The sequence below is a fragment of the Kitasatospora sp. NBC_01246 genome (genome assembly GCF_036226505.1).
Lineage (GTDB): Bacteria > Actinomycetota > Actinomycetes > Streptomycetales > Streptomycetaceae > Kitasatospora.
The window spans coordinates 896,339-914,189 of the sequence record NZ_CP108484.1 but is presented as its reverse complement, the minus strand read 5'-3'; the positions used below and the strand labels follow the sequence as shown (position 1 = coordinate 914,189).

The window sequence follows — 17,851 nt, the reverse complement described above, 5'->3', positions numbered from 1 at the left end:
GGTCACAGCGTCCCTCGCTCGAAGGTCTCGGCCGGTGCGGCGGCGCGGGCGCGGTCGGCCATGCCGCGGATGGTGGGCCGGCGGAAGAAGTCGAGGATGCCGATCTCCAGGCCGGTCTCCTCGCGGACCAGGTTGAGCAGCCGGGTGGCGGCCAGCGAGTGCCCGCCCAGATCGAAGAACGAGGTCTCGACGCCCGGGGCGGGGACGTCCAGCTCCTTCGCCCAGAGCTGTTGGAGGCGCTGCTCCAGCTCGGTGGCGGGGGCGGTGTCCGCGTCGGCGCCGATCGGCACGGCCGGGGGCAGTGCGGCGCGGTCCAGCTTGCCGTTGCGGGTCAGCGGCACGTGGGTGACGCGGGCCCAGAGCCGGGGCACCATGTGCTCGGGCAGCCGGTCGGCGAGCTCGTCGCGCACCCGGGCGAGGGCGGCGGCCGCGTCGGGAGCTGCCGGAGCTGGCAGAGCTGCCGGACCTGCCGGAGCTGCCGGAGCCTCGGGGTCTTCGGGGGCTTCGGCGGCTCCGGGGGCGAGCACGACGTACGCGGCGAGCGCGGTGCCCTGCGGGCCGTGGTGCGCGGCGACGGCGGCCTGCCGCACCCCGGGGACGGCGCGCAGCACGTTCTCCACCTCCCCGGGTTCGATCCGGTAGCCGCGGATCTTCACCTGCTCGTCGATCCGGCCGAGGAGGTCCAGCGTGCCGTCGGGCCGCAGCCGGCCGAGGTCGCCGGTGCGGTAGCGCAGGCCCTGCGGGGTGCGGACGAAGGCGGCGGCGGTCTCCTCGGGGCGGTTCAGGTAGCCGAGGCCGACCTGGTCGCCGAGCACGTGGATCTCGCCGACCGCGCCCTCCGGCACCGGCCGGCCGTGCGGGTCGAGCAGCTGGACGCGGCTGCCGGGGACGGGGCGGCCGACCGGGGCGTGGTCGGGGCCGTCGGCGGAGAGTTCGACGCTGGTCATCGCATGGGTCTCGGTCGGCCCGTAGTGGTTGAACAGCCGGCACCGCGGGTTCGCCCGCAGGAAGGCGCGCAGCGCCGGGGTGAGCAGCAGCTGCTCGCCGCCGGAGACGATTTCGCGCAGGTCGGGCACCGGGGCCTCGGCCAGGGCGCCGAGCAGGCCGGTCAGGGTGGTGTGCGGGAGGTGGATGCGTTCGGTGCGGGTGCGCCGGAGGTGGTCGGCCAGCGCCCGGGCGTCGTAGCGGGTCGCCTCGTCGACGAGGACGAGGGTGCCGCCGCCAGCGAGGGCGGTGAGGGTCTCCTGGACGCAGACGTCGAACCCGCAGGAGGCGTACTGCAGGGTGCGCAGCGGGCCGTGCTGGTCGGTGTTCCAGTCGACCAGGGACCGCAGGCCGCGGTAGGGCATCACGACGCCCTTGGGCCGGCCGGTGGTGCCGGAGGTGTAGAGGCAGTAGGCGGGTGACTCGGGATCGGGGTCGACGGCGGCGGGTGCCGGCGGCACCGCGCTCTCGTCGTCGGCCAGGACGGCGGGCAGGGCGATGCCGAGCCGATCGGTGCCGGTGCGGGTGAGCAGGACGGGCGCGCCGCTGTCGGCGGCGATCAGCCGGCAGCGCTCGGCGCCGTGCACCGGGTCGATCGGTACGTGGACGGCCCCCAGGCGGACGACCGCGAGCAGCGCGGCGACCTGGTCGGCGGAGCGCGGCAGCAGGGTGGCGACGGGGGTGCCGGCGGTGACCCCGGCGGCGGCCAGCAGCGCCGCCAGCCGCTCGGCCCGGTCGGTGATCTCGCGGTAGGTGACCGGGGTGCCGTCCGGGGTGAGGACGGCGGTGCGGTCGGCGTGCGCGGCCGCCGTGCGGGCCAGCCGTTCGCGCAGCGACGGGGTGCCGGGCAGGGCCGGGGTGGCCACCTCGCGGCCGCCGGGCAGCAGCTCGGCCACCGGGCGGGCGGGGTCGGCGACGGCGGCGGCCAGCAGCTGCTCGAAGGCGGTCAGCAGGCGCTCGACGCTCTCCCGGTCGAAGAGCGCGGTGGCGTACTCGACGTGGCAGCGGATGCCCTCCGGCAGGTTGGTGAGGAACAGGGTGAGGTCGAAGCCGGACTTGTCGACGACGTCGTCCAGCGGCCGGGCCTCGATGCCGGGCAGGTCGAGCTCGAACAGTGCGTGGTTCTCGAACTCCACCATCACCTGGAAGAGCGGGTTGCGGCTGGTGTCGCGGGCCGGGTTCAGCTCCTGCACCAGGACTTCGAACGGGAGCCGCTGGTGCTCGTACGCGTCCAGTGCGGTGGTCCGCACCCGGGCGAGCAGCCGTTCGAAGTCGGGCTCCCCGGACAGGTCGAGGCGCAGGGCGAGCGTGTTGACGAAGAAGCCGACCAGGTCCTCGGTGCCCTCCTCGCGGTTGGCGACGGGGGTGCCGAGCACGAGTTCGTCCTGGCCGCTGAAGCGGTGCAGCACGCCGGCGAACGCGGTGAGCAGCACCATGAACAGGGTGGAGCGCCGGGAGCGGGCCAGCTCCCTTACCCGGGCGGAGAGTTCGCCGTCGAGCAGGCGGACGAAGGCACGGCCCCGGCCGTCCGGCAGGGCCGGGCGCGGCCGGTCGGTGGGCAGCGCCAGCACCGGCAGCTCGCCGCCGAGGACCTCGCGCCAGTGTGCCAGGCTCGCGGCGTGCGCGCCCTCGGCCACCAGGGCCCGCTCCCGGGCCGCGAACGCGGCGTAGTCGGTGGGCAGGTGCGGCAGTTCGGGACGGCGGCCCGCTTGCGCGGCCCGGTAGAGCTCGCCCAGCTCGCGGGTGATCACCACGGCGGAGAGGGTGTCGATGACGATGTGGTGCATGGCGAGGACGAGCACATGGCGCTCCTCGGCCAGACGCAGCAGCCGGGTGCGCAGCAGCGGGCCGGTGGCCAGGTCGAAGCGGTGGGCGCCCTCCTCGGCGACCAGCGCGCGGACGGCCCCCTCCCGGTCCCGCCCCGGCGGGGCGTCCTCGACCGGGAGCGGCGCACCGGTGGCGGGCAGCACCACCTGGTACGGCTCGCCGTCCTGCTCGCGGAAGACGGTGCGCAGCGCCGGGTGCCGTTCGGTCAGGGCGTGCAGGGCGCCGGCCAGCGCGCGGTGGTCGAGCGGCCCGTCCAGGGCGATGGCCTTGACCTCGTTGTACCGGGAGCTGTCGGGCAGCATCCGGTGCAGGAACCACATCCGCTGCTGGGCGTACGACAGCGGCGCGCGCCGCTCGCGGGGCCGCTGGGCGGTGCGGCGCAGCTCGTCCAGGTACGGCAGGCCGGCGGCGACCTGCTCGGGCGAGAGGCCGAAGTCGACGAAGGCGGCGATCTCGTCGGCGCCGGCGGCGCGCAGCGAGTCCAGGACGGTCCGCACGCTCTCCGGGGTGCCGATCAGCGCGCGCGAGGCGCAGTACCGCTCGTACGCGCGCTCCAGGACGAACTCCAGGTCCTCCTCCGGGGTGTTCTCGTAGTCCAGGGTGAGGCCGAGGCTGTTGGCGACCTGCCCGAAGAGCGAGAGCGAGGAGCGCAGGTAGCCGCAGAACGGGCGGTAGGCCTGCTCGCGGGCGGTGGCGAGGTCGGCGCCGAGGTAGCTGTGCACCAGCACCACCACGCGCCCGGCCCCGGGGTCCAGGCCGTGCTCGGCCCGGGTGCGCCGGTAGAGGGCGACGTTGGCGGCCAGCTCCTCGACGCTCTGGGTCATCAGATTGGTGATCACGCCGAGGTCGTGGCGGGCGGCCTCGCGGAAGCTGTCCGGGTTGCCGACGATCGCCGTGTACATCGGCGGCAGCTCCTGGAGCGGGCGCGGGTGCAGGTGCACCTCGATCTCCTCGCCGCTGCCGTTGCGGCCCCGGTAGGGCTCGCCGCGCCACAGCGCCCGGATCGTGTCGACCTGCCGGTGCATCAGCTCCTTGTGGGTGCCGTAGCGGTCGGGGAAGAACAGGAAGTCGTTGGGGTGCCAGCCGCTGGCGCAGCCTAGGCCGACCCGCCCGCCGGACAGGTTGTCGACCACCGACCACTCCTCGGCGACCCGGACGGGGTGGTGCAGCGGCAGCACGGCGCAGCCCGCGTTCAGCCGGACGCGCTCGGTCTCCCGGGCCAGCGCGGCGGCCAGCACCGAGGGGTTGGGGAAGATGCCGCCGAAGGAGTGGAAGTGCCGCTCGGGCAGCCAGACGGCGTGGAAGCCGTTGCGGTCGGCGAACCGGGCGCTCTCCAGGACGATCCGGTAGCGGTCCTCGGGCCGGGTGTCGAGCGGGTAGTCGCCGAAGAAGGAGAGGCTGAAGTCGACCTCGCGGTCCGGGTCACCGGCGGGCGCGGGGACGGCGACGGGCGCAGGGACGGGGGTGGGGACGGGGACGGGCGCAGGGACGGGCGCGGGGACGGGGGTGGGCTCGGGCAGTTCGAGGCGCGGGGCGGGTACGGACGGCACGGCCACCCCGCGCGTCGAGGGGAAGAAGCCGCCGCGCCGCATGTCCCGCAGGGAGGAGCGGACGGCGTCGGCCACGAACTCCACGTCGCCGTCGGAGTGCGCGGTGGAGAGGAAGAAGTTGCGCCACTCCCAGACGTAGACCCCCTTCACCAGCAGGTGGTGGAAGAGCAGCTCCATGTCGGCACGCGGCTCGAAGCGGAAGAGCGAGCCGAAGTGCGCCAGCCGGAGCGGGAACTCCTCCTCCTCGAAGAAGCCGTTGAGGGTGGTCGCCAGCTCCCCGGTCCGGGCGTTCAGCCGCTCCTGAAGGCCCGGCCCCTGCTCCTTGAAGTGCCGCAGCACGGCACGGCAGGCGGCCATCGACAGCGGGTGCTGGATGTAGGTGCCGCCGAAGAAGGTGGTGTCGTTCGGCGGGTGGCTGGCGTCCCCGTACTGCCAGAAGCCGCCGTCGATGCCGTCCATCACGGCCGCCCGCCCGGCGATGGCGCCGATCGGGAAGCCGCCGCCGAGGACCTTGCCGTACGTCGAGAGGTCGGGCTCCACGCCCCAGAACCCGCGGGCGCCGCGCAGGTGCGGCCGGAAGCCGGTGAGCATCTCGTCGAAGATCAGCACGATGCCGCGGCGGGCGGTCAGCTCGCGCAGCCCCCGGACGAACTCGGCGGGCTGGCGGGAGGGGTGGCGGCTCTGCACCGGTTCGACGAGCACGGCGGCGATCCGGTCACCCAGCTCGTCGACGACCCGCAGGCTCTCCGGCTCCCCGTACGGCAGCACGACCAGGTCGGCGACCGCGCTGCCGGGGATGCCGATCGACACCGGGACCGTCTCGCGCTCGGCCCCGTGGCCCACCGGGCGGCCCAGCGTGTGGTCGAAGTGCCCGTGGTACGAGCCCTCGAACATCACGATGGTGTCCCGCCCGGTGTACGCCCGGGCCAGCCGGATCGCCCCCGCGTTGGCCTCCGTCCCGGAGTTGGCGAACGCGACCCGCTCGGTGCCGGTCAGCTCCGCGAGCAGTTCGGCGGCCTCGCCGGTCTCCGCGCCGCGCGGACCCAGCCGCAGACCGCCGGCCAGGTGCTCGCGGACGGCCTCCTGGACGAAGGCGGGCTCGTGGCCGAAGAGCAGCACGCCGAAACCCATCGTGATGTCGACGTAGGAGTTGCCGTCGACGTCCTCCAGCCGGGAGCCCTGCGCCCGGCGGGCGGCGAGCGGGTAGAGCATCTCCTTGGTGGCCGAGCGGAAGCCGACCACGGCCCGGCTGTCCGCGAGCACCCGGCGGTGGCGCTGGGTGAGCGCCTTGGAGGCGGCGGTGCGGGCGGTGAAGCGTTCGACCAACTCGTCAAGGTGGCGGCGCTGTTCGCCGGTCAGGCCGCCCCCGGCCATCCCGGAGTCCCGGGCGACCGTGACGCGCGGGCCGTGCACCTGTGCTTGCGATTGGGTGGCCGGCTGGGCCGGTGTGGCGGGGAGTTCCGGTGCGACCGTGACGGCGGCGGCTGCGGCGGCTGCGGCGGCTGCGGCGGCTGTGGCGGCTGCGGCGGTGGGCAAGGCGGGCGCGGTCGGCGTGGCGGGCGTGGCGGGGGAGCCGGCGAGCAGGGCGAGCTGGTCGGCCATCAGCTGGGAGAACTGGCCCATCAGGGCGAGCTGGCGTTCGATCACCGCGCCGGCCCCGTCGGGAGCGGCGGCCGCCACCGGGGTGACGGGTGCCGCAGCGACGGGGGCCGGGGTGGCGGGGGCCGCAGCGACGGGGGACGGGGTGGCGGGGGCCGGGGTGGGCGCCGGCTGTCCGGGGGCCGGGGTGGGCGCCGGCTGTCCGGGCGTCGGCGCGGGCGCGGCCGGTGCCACCGCCAGGGGCTCCGGTACCGGCGCGGGCACCGCTTCCGGAGCCGCCGCCGTCGGCGCGGGCACCAGGCCGGCCAGCGCCTCGGCGCTCATCCGCCCGGCGATCAGCCCGGCCAGCCGCGCCGGGGTGTCCGCGTCCTCGAACAGCTCGCGCATCGGGACCCGCACCCCGAAGGCGCGCTCCAGGTCCCGGATCATGTTGATCATCGACAGCGAGTCGGCCCCGAGGTCGAAGAAGGGGTCCTCGGCGCCCACCGCCTCCTCCGCCACGCCGAGCTGACGCACGGTCTGCGCGACGACCCGGCCCAGGACCAGGGCGGCCGCCTGCTCCAGCGGGTCCGGCGCGGGGGTGTCGGTCATGACGGGCTCCTCCAGGACGGTGCGTTCGGCTACGTGCGGGGCCGCCGGCCCGGGACGGGCCCCGGCCACGGTCAGCGGTACGGAACCCGACAGCGGTACGGAACCCGACAGCGGTGCGGGCCCCGGCGCCGGTACGGGCCGGGCCGCGGTCGCGGGCGGCGATGCGGTCGAGGCGTCGGCCGTGTCTTCGGCGCCGGGCGCGGTGAACCAGTGGTAGGTACGGTGGAACGGTCGGCCCGGCAGCGGGACGCGCCGCGCGGGCCCGTCCGGCCACCGCCGGGCGGCGGCGGCCGCCGCCCAGTCCACCGGCACCCCGTGGGTCCACAGCGTGCCCAGTGCGGTGAGCAGTTGGCGCTCCGTGCGGCGACCGCGGCGTCCGCTCGGCACGAACACCGCCCCCGCGAGTTCGCGCCGGCCCAGCCCGCTCAGGGTGTGGTGCGGACCGACCTCCAGGAAGAGCCCGTGGCCGAGCCCGTCGAGCGTCGCGAGCACCCGGTCGAAGCGCGCGGTCTCCCGGGTCTGGCGGACGAAGTGGTCGGGGCCGGGCACCGTGCCCGGTGCCAGCGGCACGCCGTCCAGATTGCTCACCAGCGGGACCCGCAGCGGCCGGAGGGTGATCTGCTCCAGCCGGCGCCGGAACGCCTCCAGCATCGGCTCCATCAGCCGGGAGTGGAACGCCCGGTCGGCGGTGAGCCGTTCGGTTCCGACACCCTCCAGGGCGAGCACCGCCTCCGCTCCCGCGATGTCCCCGGGCCGCCCGGCCAGGACGCACTGCCCGGCGCCGTTCACCACGGCCAGGTCCACCCCGGGCAGCCACTCGGCGAGCGCGCCGAGGCGTTCGGCGGACGCGGTGGCCACCGTCATCGCCCCCGGCTCCGTCGAACGGTGCATCAGCCGCCCGCGCACCCCGGCCAGGAAGAGGCCGTCGGCCAGTGAGCAGGCCCCGGCCGCGTAGGCCGCCGCGTACTCGCCCGCGCTGTGCCCCGCCACCGCCGCCGGCCGCAGCCCGAACTCCTCCCAGAGCGCGGTGTACGCGGCCTGCACCGCGAACAGCGCGGGCTGCGCGGCCTCGGTGGTCCACGGCTGCTCCTCGCCGTCGGGATCGGGCTCCAGCAGCAGGGGCAGCAGCGACTCCCCCCAGGTCTCGCGGTGCAGCCGGTCACAGGTGTCCAGCACCTCCCGGAACACCGGGTACGCCCGGTACAGCCCGGCGGCCATGCCCCGGTACTGCGCGCCCTGTCCGGTGTAGAGCAGGACGGGGGCCGGTGTGCCGCGCCCGGCGTCCCGCGCCGAGTGCGCCGGGCCGGAGGGCCGCCCGGCGACGAACCCGGCGAGCGCGTCGGCGAGTTCGGCGGGCCCGGTGCCGGTGACGGCGAGCCGGTGGCGCAGCGGGCGGCGGCCCGCGCCGAGGGTGAGCAGCAGGTCGGCCGGGCGGGGCGGGTGTTCGGCGCGCAGCCGGTCGAGCACGGTGGCCGCGAGGTCGGTGAGCGCCTGCGGGCTGCGGGCCGACAGCGGCAGCAGGGCGACCGGCGGTTCGCTGTCGGGGGCGGCGGGGGCGTCCGCGGGGGTGCCGGCCGGTGCCTCCTCCAGGATCAGGTGGGCGTTGGTGCCGCCGACGCCCAGCGCGCTGACCCCGGCCCGGCGCGGGGCATCCCCGGTGGGCCAGTGCGATGCCTCGGTCGGGAGCGTGAAGGGGCTGCCGGCCAGCCCGAGAGCCGGATTGGGCCTGGTCAGGTGGGTCACCGGCGGGATCGCCCGGTGGCGCAGCGCGAGGACGGCCTTGATCAGACCCGCCATCCCGGCGCAGGTGTCCAGGTGGCCGATGTTCGGCTTGACCGAGCCGAGGGCGCAGAAGCCGACCGCCCCGGTACGGGCCCGGTAGGCACGGGTGAGCGCCTGGACCTCGATCGGGTCGCCGAGCGGGGTGCCGGTGCCGTGCGCCTCGACGTAGCCGATGCTGTCGGCCGGCACGCCCGCCACGTCCAGTGCCCGGCCGACCACGGCGGCCTGGCCGTCCAGGCCGGGCGCGGTGTAACCGACCTTGCCCGCACCGTCGTTGTTGACGGCGGAGCCGAGGATCACCGCGTGCACGGTGTCGCCGTCGGCCAGCGCCCGGTCGAGGCGCTTGAGCAGGACGGCGGCGACGCCGTTGCCGCCCACCGTTCCGGCGGCCCGCTCGTCGAAGGCCCGGCAGACGCCGTCGGGCGCCAGGATCGAGCCCTCCTGGTAGCGGTAGCCGGCGGCCTGCGGGACGTGCAGGGCGGCGGCGCCCGCGAGGGCGAGGTCGCTGTCGCCGGTCAGCAGCGACTGGACGGCCAGGTGGACGGCGACCAGCGAGGTGGAGCAGGCGGTCTGCACGCCGACGGCGGGCCCGGTGAGGCCGAGCCGGTAGGCGACCCGGGTGGCCGCGAAGTCGGCCTGGTTGCCGATCGCCACCTGCAGCGCCTCGACCGGCCGGGCCGGGTCGGCGGCCGTGCCGATGGCGTGCTGGAGGTAGCCGCGCAGCGAGTACAGCGTCATGCCGGTGCCGGCGAAGACCCCGACCCGGGTGTCCGGCGCGGTGTCGCCGTAGCCGCCGTCGTCCAGGGCCCGGGCACAGGTCTCCAGCAGCAGCCGCTGCTGGGGGTCCATCAGGGCGGCCTCGGCGGCGCTGATGCCGAAGGCCTCGGCGTCGAAGTGGCCGATGTCGGCGATCGGCGCGGTGACCGGGACGAAGTCGGGGTGGCTGTACTCCTCGGCGCGGATGCCGGCGGCGGCGAGCTGTTCGGGGGTGTACCGGGTGGTGCTGACCACGCCGTCGACGATGTTGCGCCAGTACTCCTCGGGGGTGTCCGCGCCGGGCAGCCGCAGTGCCAGGCCGATCACCGCCACCCGCCGGTCGGCGGGCACCTCCGGCGCGGGCGCGGTGGAGGTCGGTGCCGCCTCCGGCGCACCGCCGGCCAGCCGGGCCGCCAGCGCGTCCACGGTGGGGTGCCGGAACAGCGCGGTCGGCTCCAGCCCGGGCGCCGGGCCCGCCGCCAGCGCGGCCTGGACTCGCATCAACTGCACCGATCCGAGGCCGAGTTCGTGGAAGGGCCGGCCGGGGTCGACCGGTTCGCCGAGGACGGCCTCGAAGGTGTCCAGCACGGCGCGGCGCAGCTCGGCCGGGGCGGGCGCCGCCACCACCGGGCGCGCCGGACCGGCGGCGCGCGGCTCCGGGGCGTCGGCGACCAGCCGCGGCTCACCCGCCAGCAGTCGGCGCCGGGCGGCGGGGCGGGTGCTGTCGGGACCGGCGTAGTAGTGACCGGGCGGGGCCGCGAGCAGCGCGGTGGCCAGCCGCCGGCCCTCGGCGGCGTCGAGCACGGCGATCCCGCGCTCGGCGGCGGCCGCGTCGTGGGAGGCCTCCCGGTTCATCCCGACACCCCGCCACAGGCCCCAGGAGACCGTCCAGGCCGCGACCCGGTGCTCCCGGCGCAGCCGCTCGACCGCCGCCTCCAGGGAGCGGTTGGCTGCCGCGTACCCCGCCGAGCCGACCGCCTCCTGGAACCCGATCATCGAGGAGTAGCCGACGAACTGGGCACCGGGGCGGGCCGCCACCAGCTCGGCCAGCGCGTCGGTGCCCGCGGTCTTGGCCCGGACGGCCTCCTGCCACTGCTCGGGTCCGAGCTCCTCCAGCAGGCCGATCCGGTACTCGCCGGCCAGGTGCAGGACGCCCTCCAGCGGCGCGCCCCAGGCCTGTTCGGCCTCGGCGACGGCGGCCGCCAGGGCCCGGCGGTCCGTCACGTCGGCCGTCCGGTACTCGACCCGGCCGCCGGCCCGCACCAGGCGCTCCAGCGCGGCGCGGCGCGCGGCCGCCGCCGGACCACCCGCGGCCGGGTCGGTGCGCCCCACCAGCAGCAGGTGCGGGCCGTACCTGCGGAGCAGTTCCGGGAGCAGTTCCCCGGCGAGGCCGCCCAGTCCGCCGGTCACCAGCCAGCGGGCCCCGGGAGAGAGCAGCGTGCAGGCCGGTGCGGCGGCGGCCTCCGGCGCGGTGAGCGGGGCGAGCGGGCCGAGCCGGGGTACGTAGGGGCGCCCGTCGCGCCAGGCGGCCTCGGGCTCGCGCCGCGGGTCGGCGAGGAAGGCCAGCACGGCCCGCGGGTCCGCCGGGGCGTCGGCGGGCAGGTCGAGGTGGCGGGCCCCGGCGAGCAACCGCTCGGCCCGGGCCCCGGCGGTCAGGGCCGCGGTCGGCGCGGCGACCGGCCGCGGCAGCTCGCCGTCGGCGAGCGCGTGCAACCCGGCGCTGACAGTGACGAGTTCGACCCCGTCCGGACCACCGCCGTACCGGTGGGCCAGCGCCCGGGTCAGTCCGAGCAGGGCCTCGCCGCACAGCACCTCGTCCGGCTCGGCAACCTGCGCCCACAGGTGCAGCACCCGGTGCGGGCGGCGGCCGGCCGCCTCCAGCTCGTCCAGCAGCCGCGGCCAGCTCCCGGCCCGCCGCTGGTCGAGCGCGTAGCCGTCGCCCAGCCGGGCGAAGGACTCGGCCTGGGACGCCTGGACGGTGTCCGGCAGCACGGCGGCGAGTGCGTCCGACAACGTGCCCGGTCCCACCGGCCCGAGCAGCAGGACGGTCCCCGGCGGTGGCACCGGCGCGGCGTCCGGCGCGGGCCGGGGCTCCCAGGCCGCGCGGCGGACGACGTCCGGCACGGTGCGGGCGTTGCCCTCGGCGAGGTCGAGGCGGGTGATCAGCGCGTCCAGGCCGCCGTCCAGCAGCCGGGCGCGGATCGCGGTGCGCTGGATCTTGCCGCTGGTGGTGCGGGGGAAGTCGGCGGCCGGGACGGGCAGCACCAGCGCGGCCGACAGCCCGAACCGCTCGGCCAGCGCGGCCCGTACGGCGCCCGCCGTCCGGTGCGGCTCGCCCGCCTCCGGGGCGGCCACGAAGAAGACCGCCAACTGCTCGCTGCCGCTGCGCTCGTCGGGCACCCCGCACGCGGCGACGTGACCGGAGAGCACCCCGTCGACGGCGGACACCACGTCCTCCAGGTCGTGGCAGAAGTGGTGGACGCCGTTGATGATGATGATCTCCTTGCGCCGACCGGTGAGGATCACCTCCCCGTCGCGCAGGTAGGCGAGGTCCCCGGTGTCGAACCAGCCGTCGGCGGTGGCGGATTCGCGGTCCGCCCGCGGGTTGTTCAGGTAGCCGGGAGTGACCCGGCCGGAGGAGACCTGGAGCCGTCCGATCCGCAGCTCGGGCAGGACGGCGCCCCGGTCGTCGGCGACCCGCAGCCGCGCGCCGGCGGCCGGGCGGCCCATCGAGAGGAAACGGGTGGCCGCCTCGTCCGAGCCCTCCGGCAGCGGCCGCAGCGCTCCGGTCAGCGAGTCGGTGGCCAGGACCTGGACGGCGCCGGGTTCGCCGTAGCGCTTGTAGGTGATGACAGTGCAGGTCTCGGCCATGCCCCAGGCGAGCAGCAGGTGGTCGGGCCGCAGACCGGAGGGGGCCAGCCTGGCCAGGAACTCCTCGGCGACGCCCTCGGTGCACTGCTCGCCCGCGTTGATCAGGGACTTGACGGCCGAGAGGTCCCAGCGCCGCTCGGGGGCGGCCCGCAGCGCCTCGGCGACCAGGCGGTAGCCGAAGTTCGGCGACCAGGAGTGCGCGGCGCCCCGGCGTTCCAGCGTGTCCAGCCACAACAGCGGGTCGGCGAGGACGAGTTCGGTGGGGATGTGGGTCTGGTCGCAGGCCGCCACGACGTCCCGCAGGTGGAACATCAGCAGGCCCGCGACATGGTCGAGCGGCAGCCAGTTGACGGTCGGGTCGCCGGGTGCGAAGCCCTGCTCGCAGGCGCCCGCCACGTACTCCAGGATGCCGCGGTGGCTGATCCGGATCGCCTTGGAGCGCCCGGTGGAGCCGGAGGACAGCTGGAGGATCGCGACATCGCCGCCGGCGCCGTGCGGCGCGGCGGGCGGCTGCGCGGCGGAGCGGTCGACCGGGATCACCCGCAGACCGGCGGCCCGCGGGTCGAGCCGGCCGATGCCCGCGAGCCCGGCGACGGCCTCACCGGCGGCCAGCACCGGCGGGTGCTCCAGCGTCTCCCAGGCGTTGACCAGCTTCTCCAGGACGGGGCCCGGGCGGTCGTAGCCCGGCGGGCGGGCCACCGTGACGGGCAGGACGCCGCCCAGCAGGCAGGCCCAGAGCGCGGGGAAGTAGTGCTCCAGGTCCGGGACTTGGAGGATCGCGCGGTCGCCCGGGCCGAGGCCCGCCGCGGTGAGGGTGCCGAGCACGCGCAGCGCCCGGTCCAGCAGCTCGGGGTAGCGCAGGGTGGTGGCGCCGCCGTCGGCGCGCACCAGGTGCAGGCCGCGTTCGGGGTGCAGCCGGGCGGCGCGCAGCAGCGCGTCGGGCAGGTCGGCGGGGCCGTCGGGCAGCGCCGTCAGGGCGGGTCCGACGGCGACGGCGGGCCCGCCGGCCGCGGGCGCGGGCGCGGGCTCCGCCGGCGGCTCCGGTGCGGCCGGCGCGGCGGCGCCGAACGGGCGCCAGCGGCCGGTGAGTTCGCTCAGGTGCCGGCGGGCGGGGCGGGGGTGCTCGCGCGGGTCGCGGGCGGCGGCCAGGGCGGCGGCGTCGGCCGCCCCTTCCGCGGTCCGGGGGATGCCGTCGACCAGGCGGATCTCCGCGTCGGGGGCGTCCTCCAGCAGGTGGGCGGCGGCCCAGCGGCGCAGTCCGGCGTGGTCCCGGTCGTCGGCCGGCACCAGGTAGACGATCGGCTCGGCGCCACCCGGGGAACCGCCGGGGACGAGGGCGCAGCCGGCCAGGCCGGGGTGGCGCAGCAGCCGGCCCTCCACCACGTCGGCTCTGGGGCGGTCGGGGCCGGGGACGCTCATGCGGGTCGTACCTTCCTGGGCTCTGCGACAAGGGCGGGCGGGGCGCGGTACGGCGGGGTGACGGCGGGCGGCGGCCGGGGCGGCCGGTACGGCGGTCGGGCGGGTACCGCGGGCGGTCGCCCGGGGCTCGGCCGCCCGGTGGGGGAGGGCCGGTACGCGGCTAGTGGTCGGCGGGGACGGGCCGCGCGGCGGGCGCGCGCCGCCGACGGGCGCCGACCCCCACCATCAGCAGGAACCCGGCGGCCAGCGCGATCGGCACGGCGTGCGAGAAGCCGACCACCGTGAGCGGGCTGAACCGCTCCATCAGCCCGGCGCTGAGCAGCATCCCGACGCCCATGCCGAGGCTCTCGGCGCTCGCCACCAGCCCGAACGCCTGGCCGCGCCGGTCGTCGTCGACGGCCTGGATCCGGGTGGTGTAGGAGATCTCGGTGAAGCCGTCGGCGAGCCCGGCGCCGAGCGCGACGACGAGGAAGAGCGGGGTCGGCAGCCCGGTGAAGGCGAGGATGAAGCAGGTGGACATCAGCGCGGTGCCGACCGCGAAGGCCCGCTCGCCCGGCTCCCGGCCGCGTTTGACGAGGAGTCGGGAGACCAGCTGGTGGGCGCCCAGGCTGCCGACCGCCCAGGTGGCCCAGAACAGGCCCAGCACGGCGGCCGGGTTCTCCGGGGACGTCCGGGTCGCGAACACCGGCAGGCCGATGTTGTGCGCGGCCGAGCCGAAGGCGTCGACCAGCCGGATGGCGACCATCGCGCCGATCACCGGCAGGGTGCGCAGCAGCACCAGCCCGGCGAACCGCCCGCCCGGCTCGGCCGCCGGGCGCTCCGTCGCTCCGTCGCGCTCGGCCCGGGTGCGCAGCGGCAGTCGCAGCACGACCGTGCCGAACACGACGAAGCTGGCGGCGTCGGTGAGCAGCGCGGCCTGGAACCCGGCCCAGGCCACCAGCACGCCGGCCGAGGCGAACCCGAGCACCATCGCCGTCGAACGCCCGGTCACCAGCACCCCGTTGGCGCGGGCCCGGTGCTCCGGGCCGACCATCTCGGGCACGCTGCTGCGCAGCGCGACGGCGCTGAGCGTGCCGGCCGCGCCGAAGAGCAGGGCCAGCGGGTAGAGCACCGGGATCCGGAGGTGGTCGGGGACGATCGCGAGCGCCACCAGGCCGGTGGCCTGGGTGAAGGCGCAGCCGACCATCAGCAGCCGGCGGTCGAGGCGGGCGACGACGCGCCCGGCGAGCACGCCGGCGCCGAAGCCGCCGAGCAGACGCAGCGTCAGGTACCCGGCGGTGCCGAGGGCGTTGCCCGCGGCCTCGTAGGCGAAGAGGCTGAGCGCGACCATGTTGAGCTGGCTGCCGTAGCTGGAGACGGCGTCCCCGACGGCGAGCCGGTAGAACGGCCTGGGCAGGGCGCTCGTGGCGGTACCCCGGCTCGGAACGGTGTGATCCCCCACGACGGCTCCATTGCCATGTGACATTTCATTTGGATCCTAGGGCGGCGCCGTCGGCGGGATCAAGGGGTTCGACCGCTCACGGCGCTAAGACCATACGACGGTACGCCGTCAATTCGGACCGGAACGTTCACTTCCGGCCACCCGGCGCCCGAGCATGGCCGACCGAGGCGCCCTGGCGACGGCCGGCCGCTGTCGCCGGGCGGTTCGCAGGCGTACGGTGGCCACACGGTGGTGCGCAGTGCGGTCGCGCGCCCGTCGGGGCGCGGGACGGCGGCGCCACCGCCCCGCGATGGCACGCCCCGCCGGAGACCGCGATGGCTGATCCCCTGGCCGACCGCATGGCCTTCTTCACCACGCCCCGGCGCCCCCGTGAGCGCCGGGACCCGCAGGAGCGGCTGGGAGACTGGCGCGAGGTCTACCGGGAGGGCGCGACGCTGCCGGTCGCCGGTGACCAGGCCGCCCGCTGCATGGACTGCGGTCTGCCCTTCTGCCACCACGCCTGCCCGCTCGGCAACCTCGTCCCGGACTGGAACACCCTGGTCGCCCACGACGACTGGCGCGCGGCCGCCGCGCGTCTGCTGGCCACCAACAACTTCCCCGAGTTCACCGGCCGGCTCTGCCCCGCCCCGTGCGAGAGCGCCTGCGTACTGGCGATCGACGCGGAGGCCGTGACGATCAAGAACATCGAGCTGGCGATCGCCGACCGGGCGCTGGAGAGCGGCTACGACCTGCCGCAGCCGCCCGAGCGGCTGACCGGCCTGCGGGTGGCCGTGGTCGGCTCGGGCCCCGCCGGGCTGGCCGCCGCCCAGCAGCTGACCCGGGCCGGCCACACCACGACCGTCTACGAACGCGCCGACCGGATCGGCGGCCTGCTGCGCTACGGCATCCCGGCGTTCCGGCTGGAGAAGCACCGGCTGGACCGGCGGATCGACCAGATGCGGGCCGAGGGCACGGTCTTCCGCACCGGTGTCGCGGTCGGCCACGACCTGCCCGCCGACGAACTGCGCGCCCGCAGCGACGCCCTGGTGGTCGCGGTCGGCGCGACCCGCTGCCGCGACCTCCCGGTACCCGGCCGCGAGCTGGCCGGCGTGCACCAGGCCATCAGCTACCTGACCCTCGCCAACCGGGTCGACGAGGGCGACTACCCCGTCTCGCCGGTCTCCGCCGAGGGCCGCCACGTAGTGATCGTCGGAGGCGGCGACACCGCCGCCGACTGCCTGGGCACCGCGCTGCGCCAGCGGGCCGCGACGGTCACCCAGTTCGACATCAACCCCCGCCCGCCCGGGCGCCGCGCCTCCGGCCAGCCCTGGCCCGTGCACCCCAAGGTCTACCGGGTGACCACCTCGCACGAGGAGGCCGGCGGCCCGGCCGCCGAGCCCCGGGTGTTCGCGGCGGCCACGGTGGGGTTCGAGGCGGGCCCGGACGGCCGGCTGGCGGCCGTCCGCTTCGCCGAGGCGCGGCGGGGCGACCGCAGCCCCCGGCCCGGGACCGAACGCACCCTCCCGGCGGACCTCGCCCTGCTGGCCCTCGGCTTCGCCGGCCCGGGCTTCCCCGGCGCCGGCTTCTCCGGGCCCGGCCGGGACGGCGGGCTGGTCGGCCAACTCGGCCTCGCCGTCGGCCCGCGGGGCACCCTCGTCCGCGACGAGGAGTTCGCAGGCGGGGCGGACGGCGTGTTCGTCGCGGGCGACGCCGGGCGCGGCCAGTCGCTGATCGTCTGGGCGATCGCCGAGGGCCGGGCGGTGGCGGCCGCCGTCGACCGCCACCTGCGCGGGCGCACCGAACTGCCCGCACCGGTCTCGCCGTCCGACGGCCCGCTCACCGTCTGAGCGCCCGCCGCGCCGCCGCCCGTCGCGCCGCCGCGGTCCGAGGCTCTCACCGCCGTCGCGCCGCCGAGGTCCGAGGCTCTCACCGCCGTCGCGCCGCCGCCCGCCGCGCCGCCGCGCGGGCCCTCACCGCCGCCGCGCCGCCCAGGCCGGTCAGACGAGTTCGAGCACGAGCTTGCCGGTGTTCTCGCCCCGGAAGAGCATCTGCAGGGTCTGCGGGAAGTCGTCCACCGTGCCGCGGACCACGTGCTCCAGCACCTTGATCCGCCCCTCGGCGATCCAGCCGCCGAGTTCCCGCGCGGCCTCCTTGTAGCGCGGCGCGTAGTCGAACACCACGAAGCCCTCCATCCGGGCCCGGCGCACCAGCAGCGACAGGTAGTTCGACGGCCCCTGGACGTCGGTGGCGTTGTACTGGCTGATCGCGCCGCAGACGACCACCCGGGCGCGCATCGCCAGGCAGGCCAGGGCGGCGTCCAGGATCTCCCCGCCGACGTTGTCGAAGTACACGTCGATGCCGTCCGGCACCAGGGTGCGCAGCGCCTTCCGGACGTTCCCGGCGCGGTAGTCGACCGCCGCGTCGAAGCCGAGCTCGTCCGTCAGCACGGCGCACTTCTCGGCGCCGCCGGCGATGCCGACGACCCGGCAGCCCTTCGCCTTGGCGATCTGGCCGACCATGCTGCCCACGGCGCCCGCGGCGCCGGAGACCACCACCGTCTCGCCCTCCTTGAGCGCGCCGACGTCCAGCAGGCCGAAGTACGCCGTCATGCCCGGGCTGCCGAGCGCGCCGAGGAAGGTCGACGGCGAGGCGAGCGCGGGGTCGATCCGCACGGCGCCCTTCCCGTCGGAGACCACGTGCTCCTGGACGCCGAAGAGGCCCGCGACCAGGTCGCCGATGGCGAAGCCGGGGTGGTTGGACTCGGTGACCTCGACGACCGACCCGGCCCGCATCACCTCGCCGATCCCGACCGGCGGCAGGTAGGAGGGGCGGTCGTCCAGCCAGCCGCGCATCGCCGGGTCCAGCGAGAGGTAGCGGGTGCGGCCGGCGAACCGGCCCTCGCCCGGCGCCGCGGCCGGCTCGGTGACGTGTTCCCAGTCCTCGGGGCCGATCTCGCCCACCGGCCGGCGGGCGAGGCGGATCTGGCGGTTCTCTGCGGACAACATGGCGGCTCCCGGTGGCTGGACTGAGCTGGAGCGCGGTACGGCGGACC

4 protein-coding genes are annotated in these 17,851 nt (G+C 76.6%); 1 reads left to right on the top strand and 3 read right to left on the bottom strand.

The genetic code is table 11. The annotated features are described in order from the left end of the window. Window positions 1–2 precede the first annotated feature (2 nt). A complete protein-coding gene (locus OG618_RS04140) occupies window positions 3–13,379 on the bottom strand; it encodes a non-ribosomal peptide synthetase/type I polyketide synthase (RefSeq protein WP_329485781.1) in 13,377 nt (4,458 codons plus the stop codon). A gap of 160 nt (window positions 13,380–13,539) precedes the next feature. Next, entirely contained in the window at window positions 13,540–14,820 is a 1,281-nt protein-coding gene (locus OG618_RS04135; protein WP_329485780.1) for an MFS transporter, read from the bottom strand. Between the two features lie 326 nt (window positions 14,821–15,146). On the opposite strand from OG618_RS04135, the gene OG618_RS04130 reads away from it, so the two are divergent. Further along, complete coding sequence (locus tag OG618_RS04130; RefSeq protein WP_329492002.1) at window positions 15,147–16,646, top strand: glutamate synthase subunit beta; 1,500 nt, start codon at window positions 15,147–15,149, stop codon at window positions 16,644–16,646. Window positions 16,647–16,796: 150 nt separating this feature from the next. Here OG618_RS04130 and OG618_RS04125 read toward each other — a convergent pair whose 3' ends face one another. After that, the gene (locus OG618_RS04125) at window positions 16,797–17,804 is read right to left on the bottom strand and encodes an NADP-dependent oxidoreductase (protein WP_329485779.1); all 1,008 of its coding nucleotides are present in this window, start codon (window positions 17,802–17,804) and stop codon (window positions 16,797–16,799) included. Between the last annotated feature and the right edge of the window lie 47 nt (window positions 17,805–17,851).

Coding starts and splice junctions, on each gene's coding strand:
- OG618_RS04140 (WP_329485781.1), bottom strand. CDS start 13,379: ATGAGCGTCCCCGGCCCCGACCGCCCCAGAGCCGACGTGGTGGAGGGC.
- OG618_RS04125 (WP_329485779.1), bottom strand. CDS start 17,804: ATGTTGTCCGCAGAGAACCGCCAGATCCGCCTCGCCCGCCGGCCGGTG.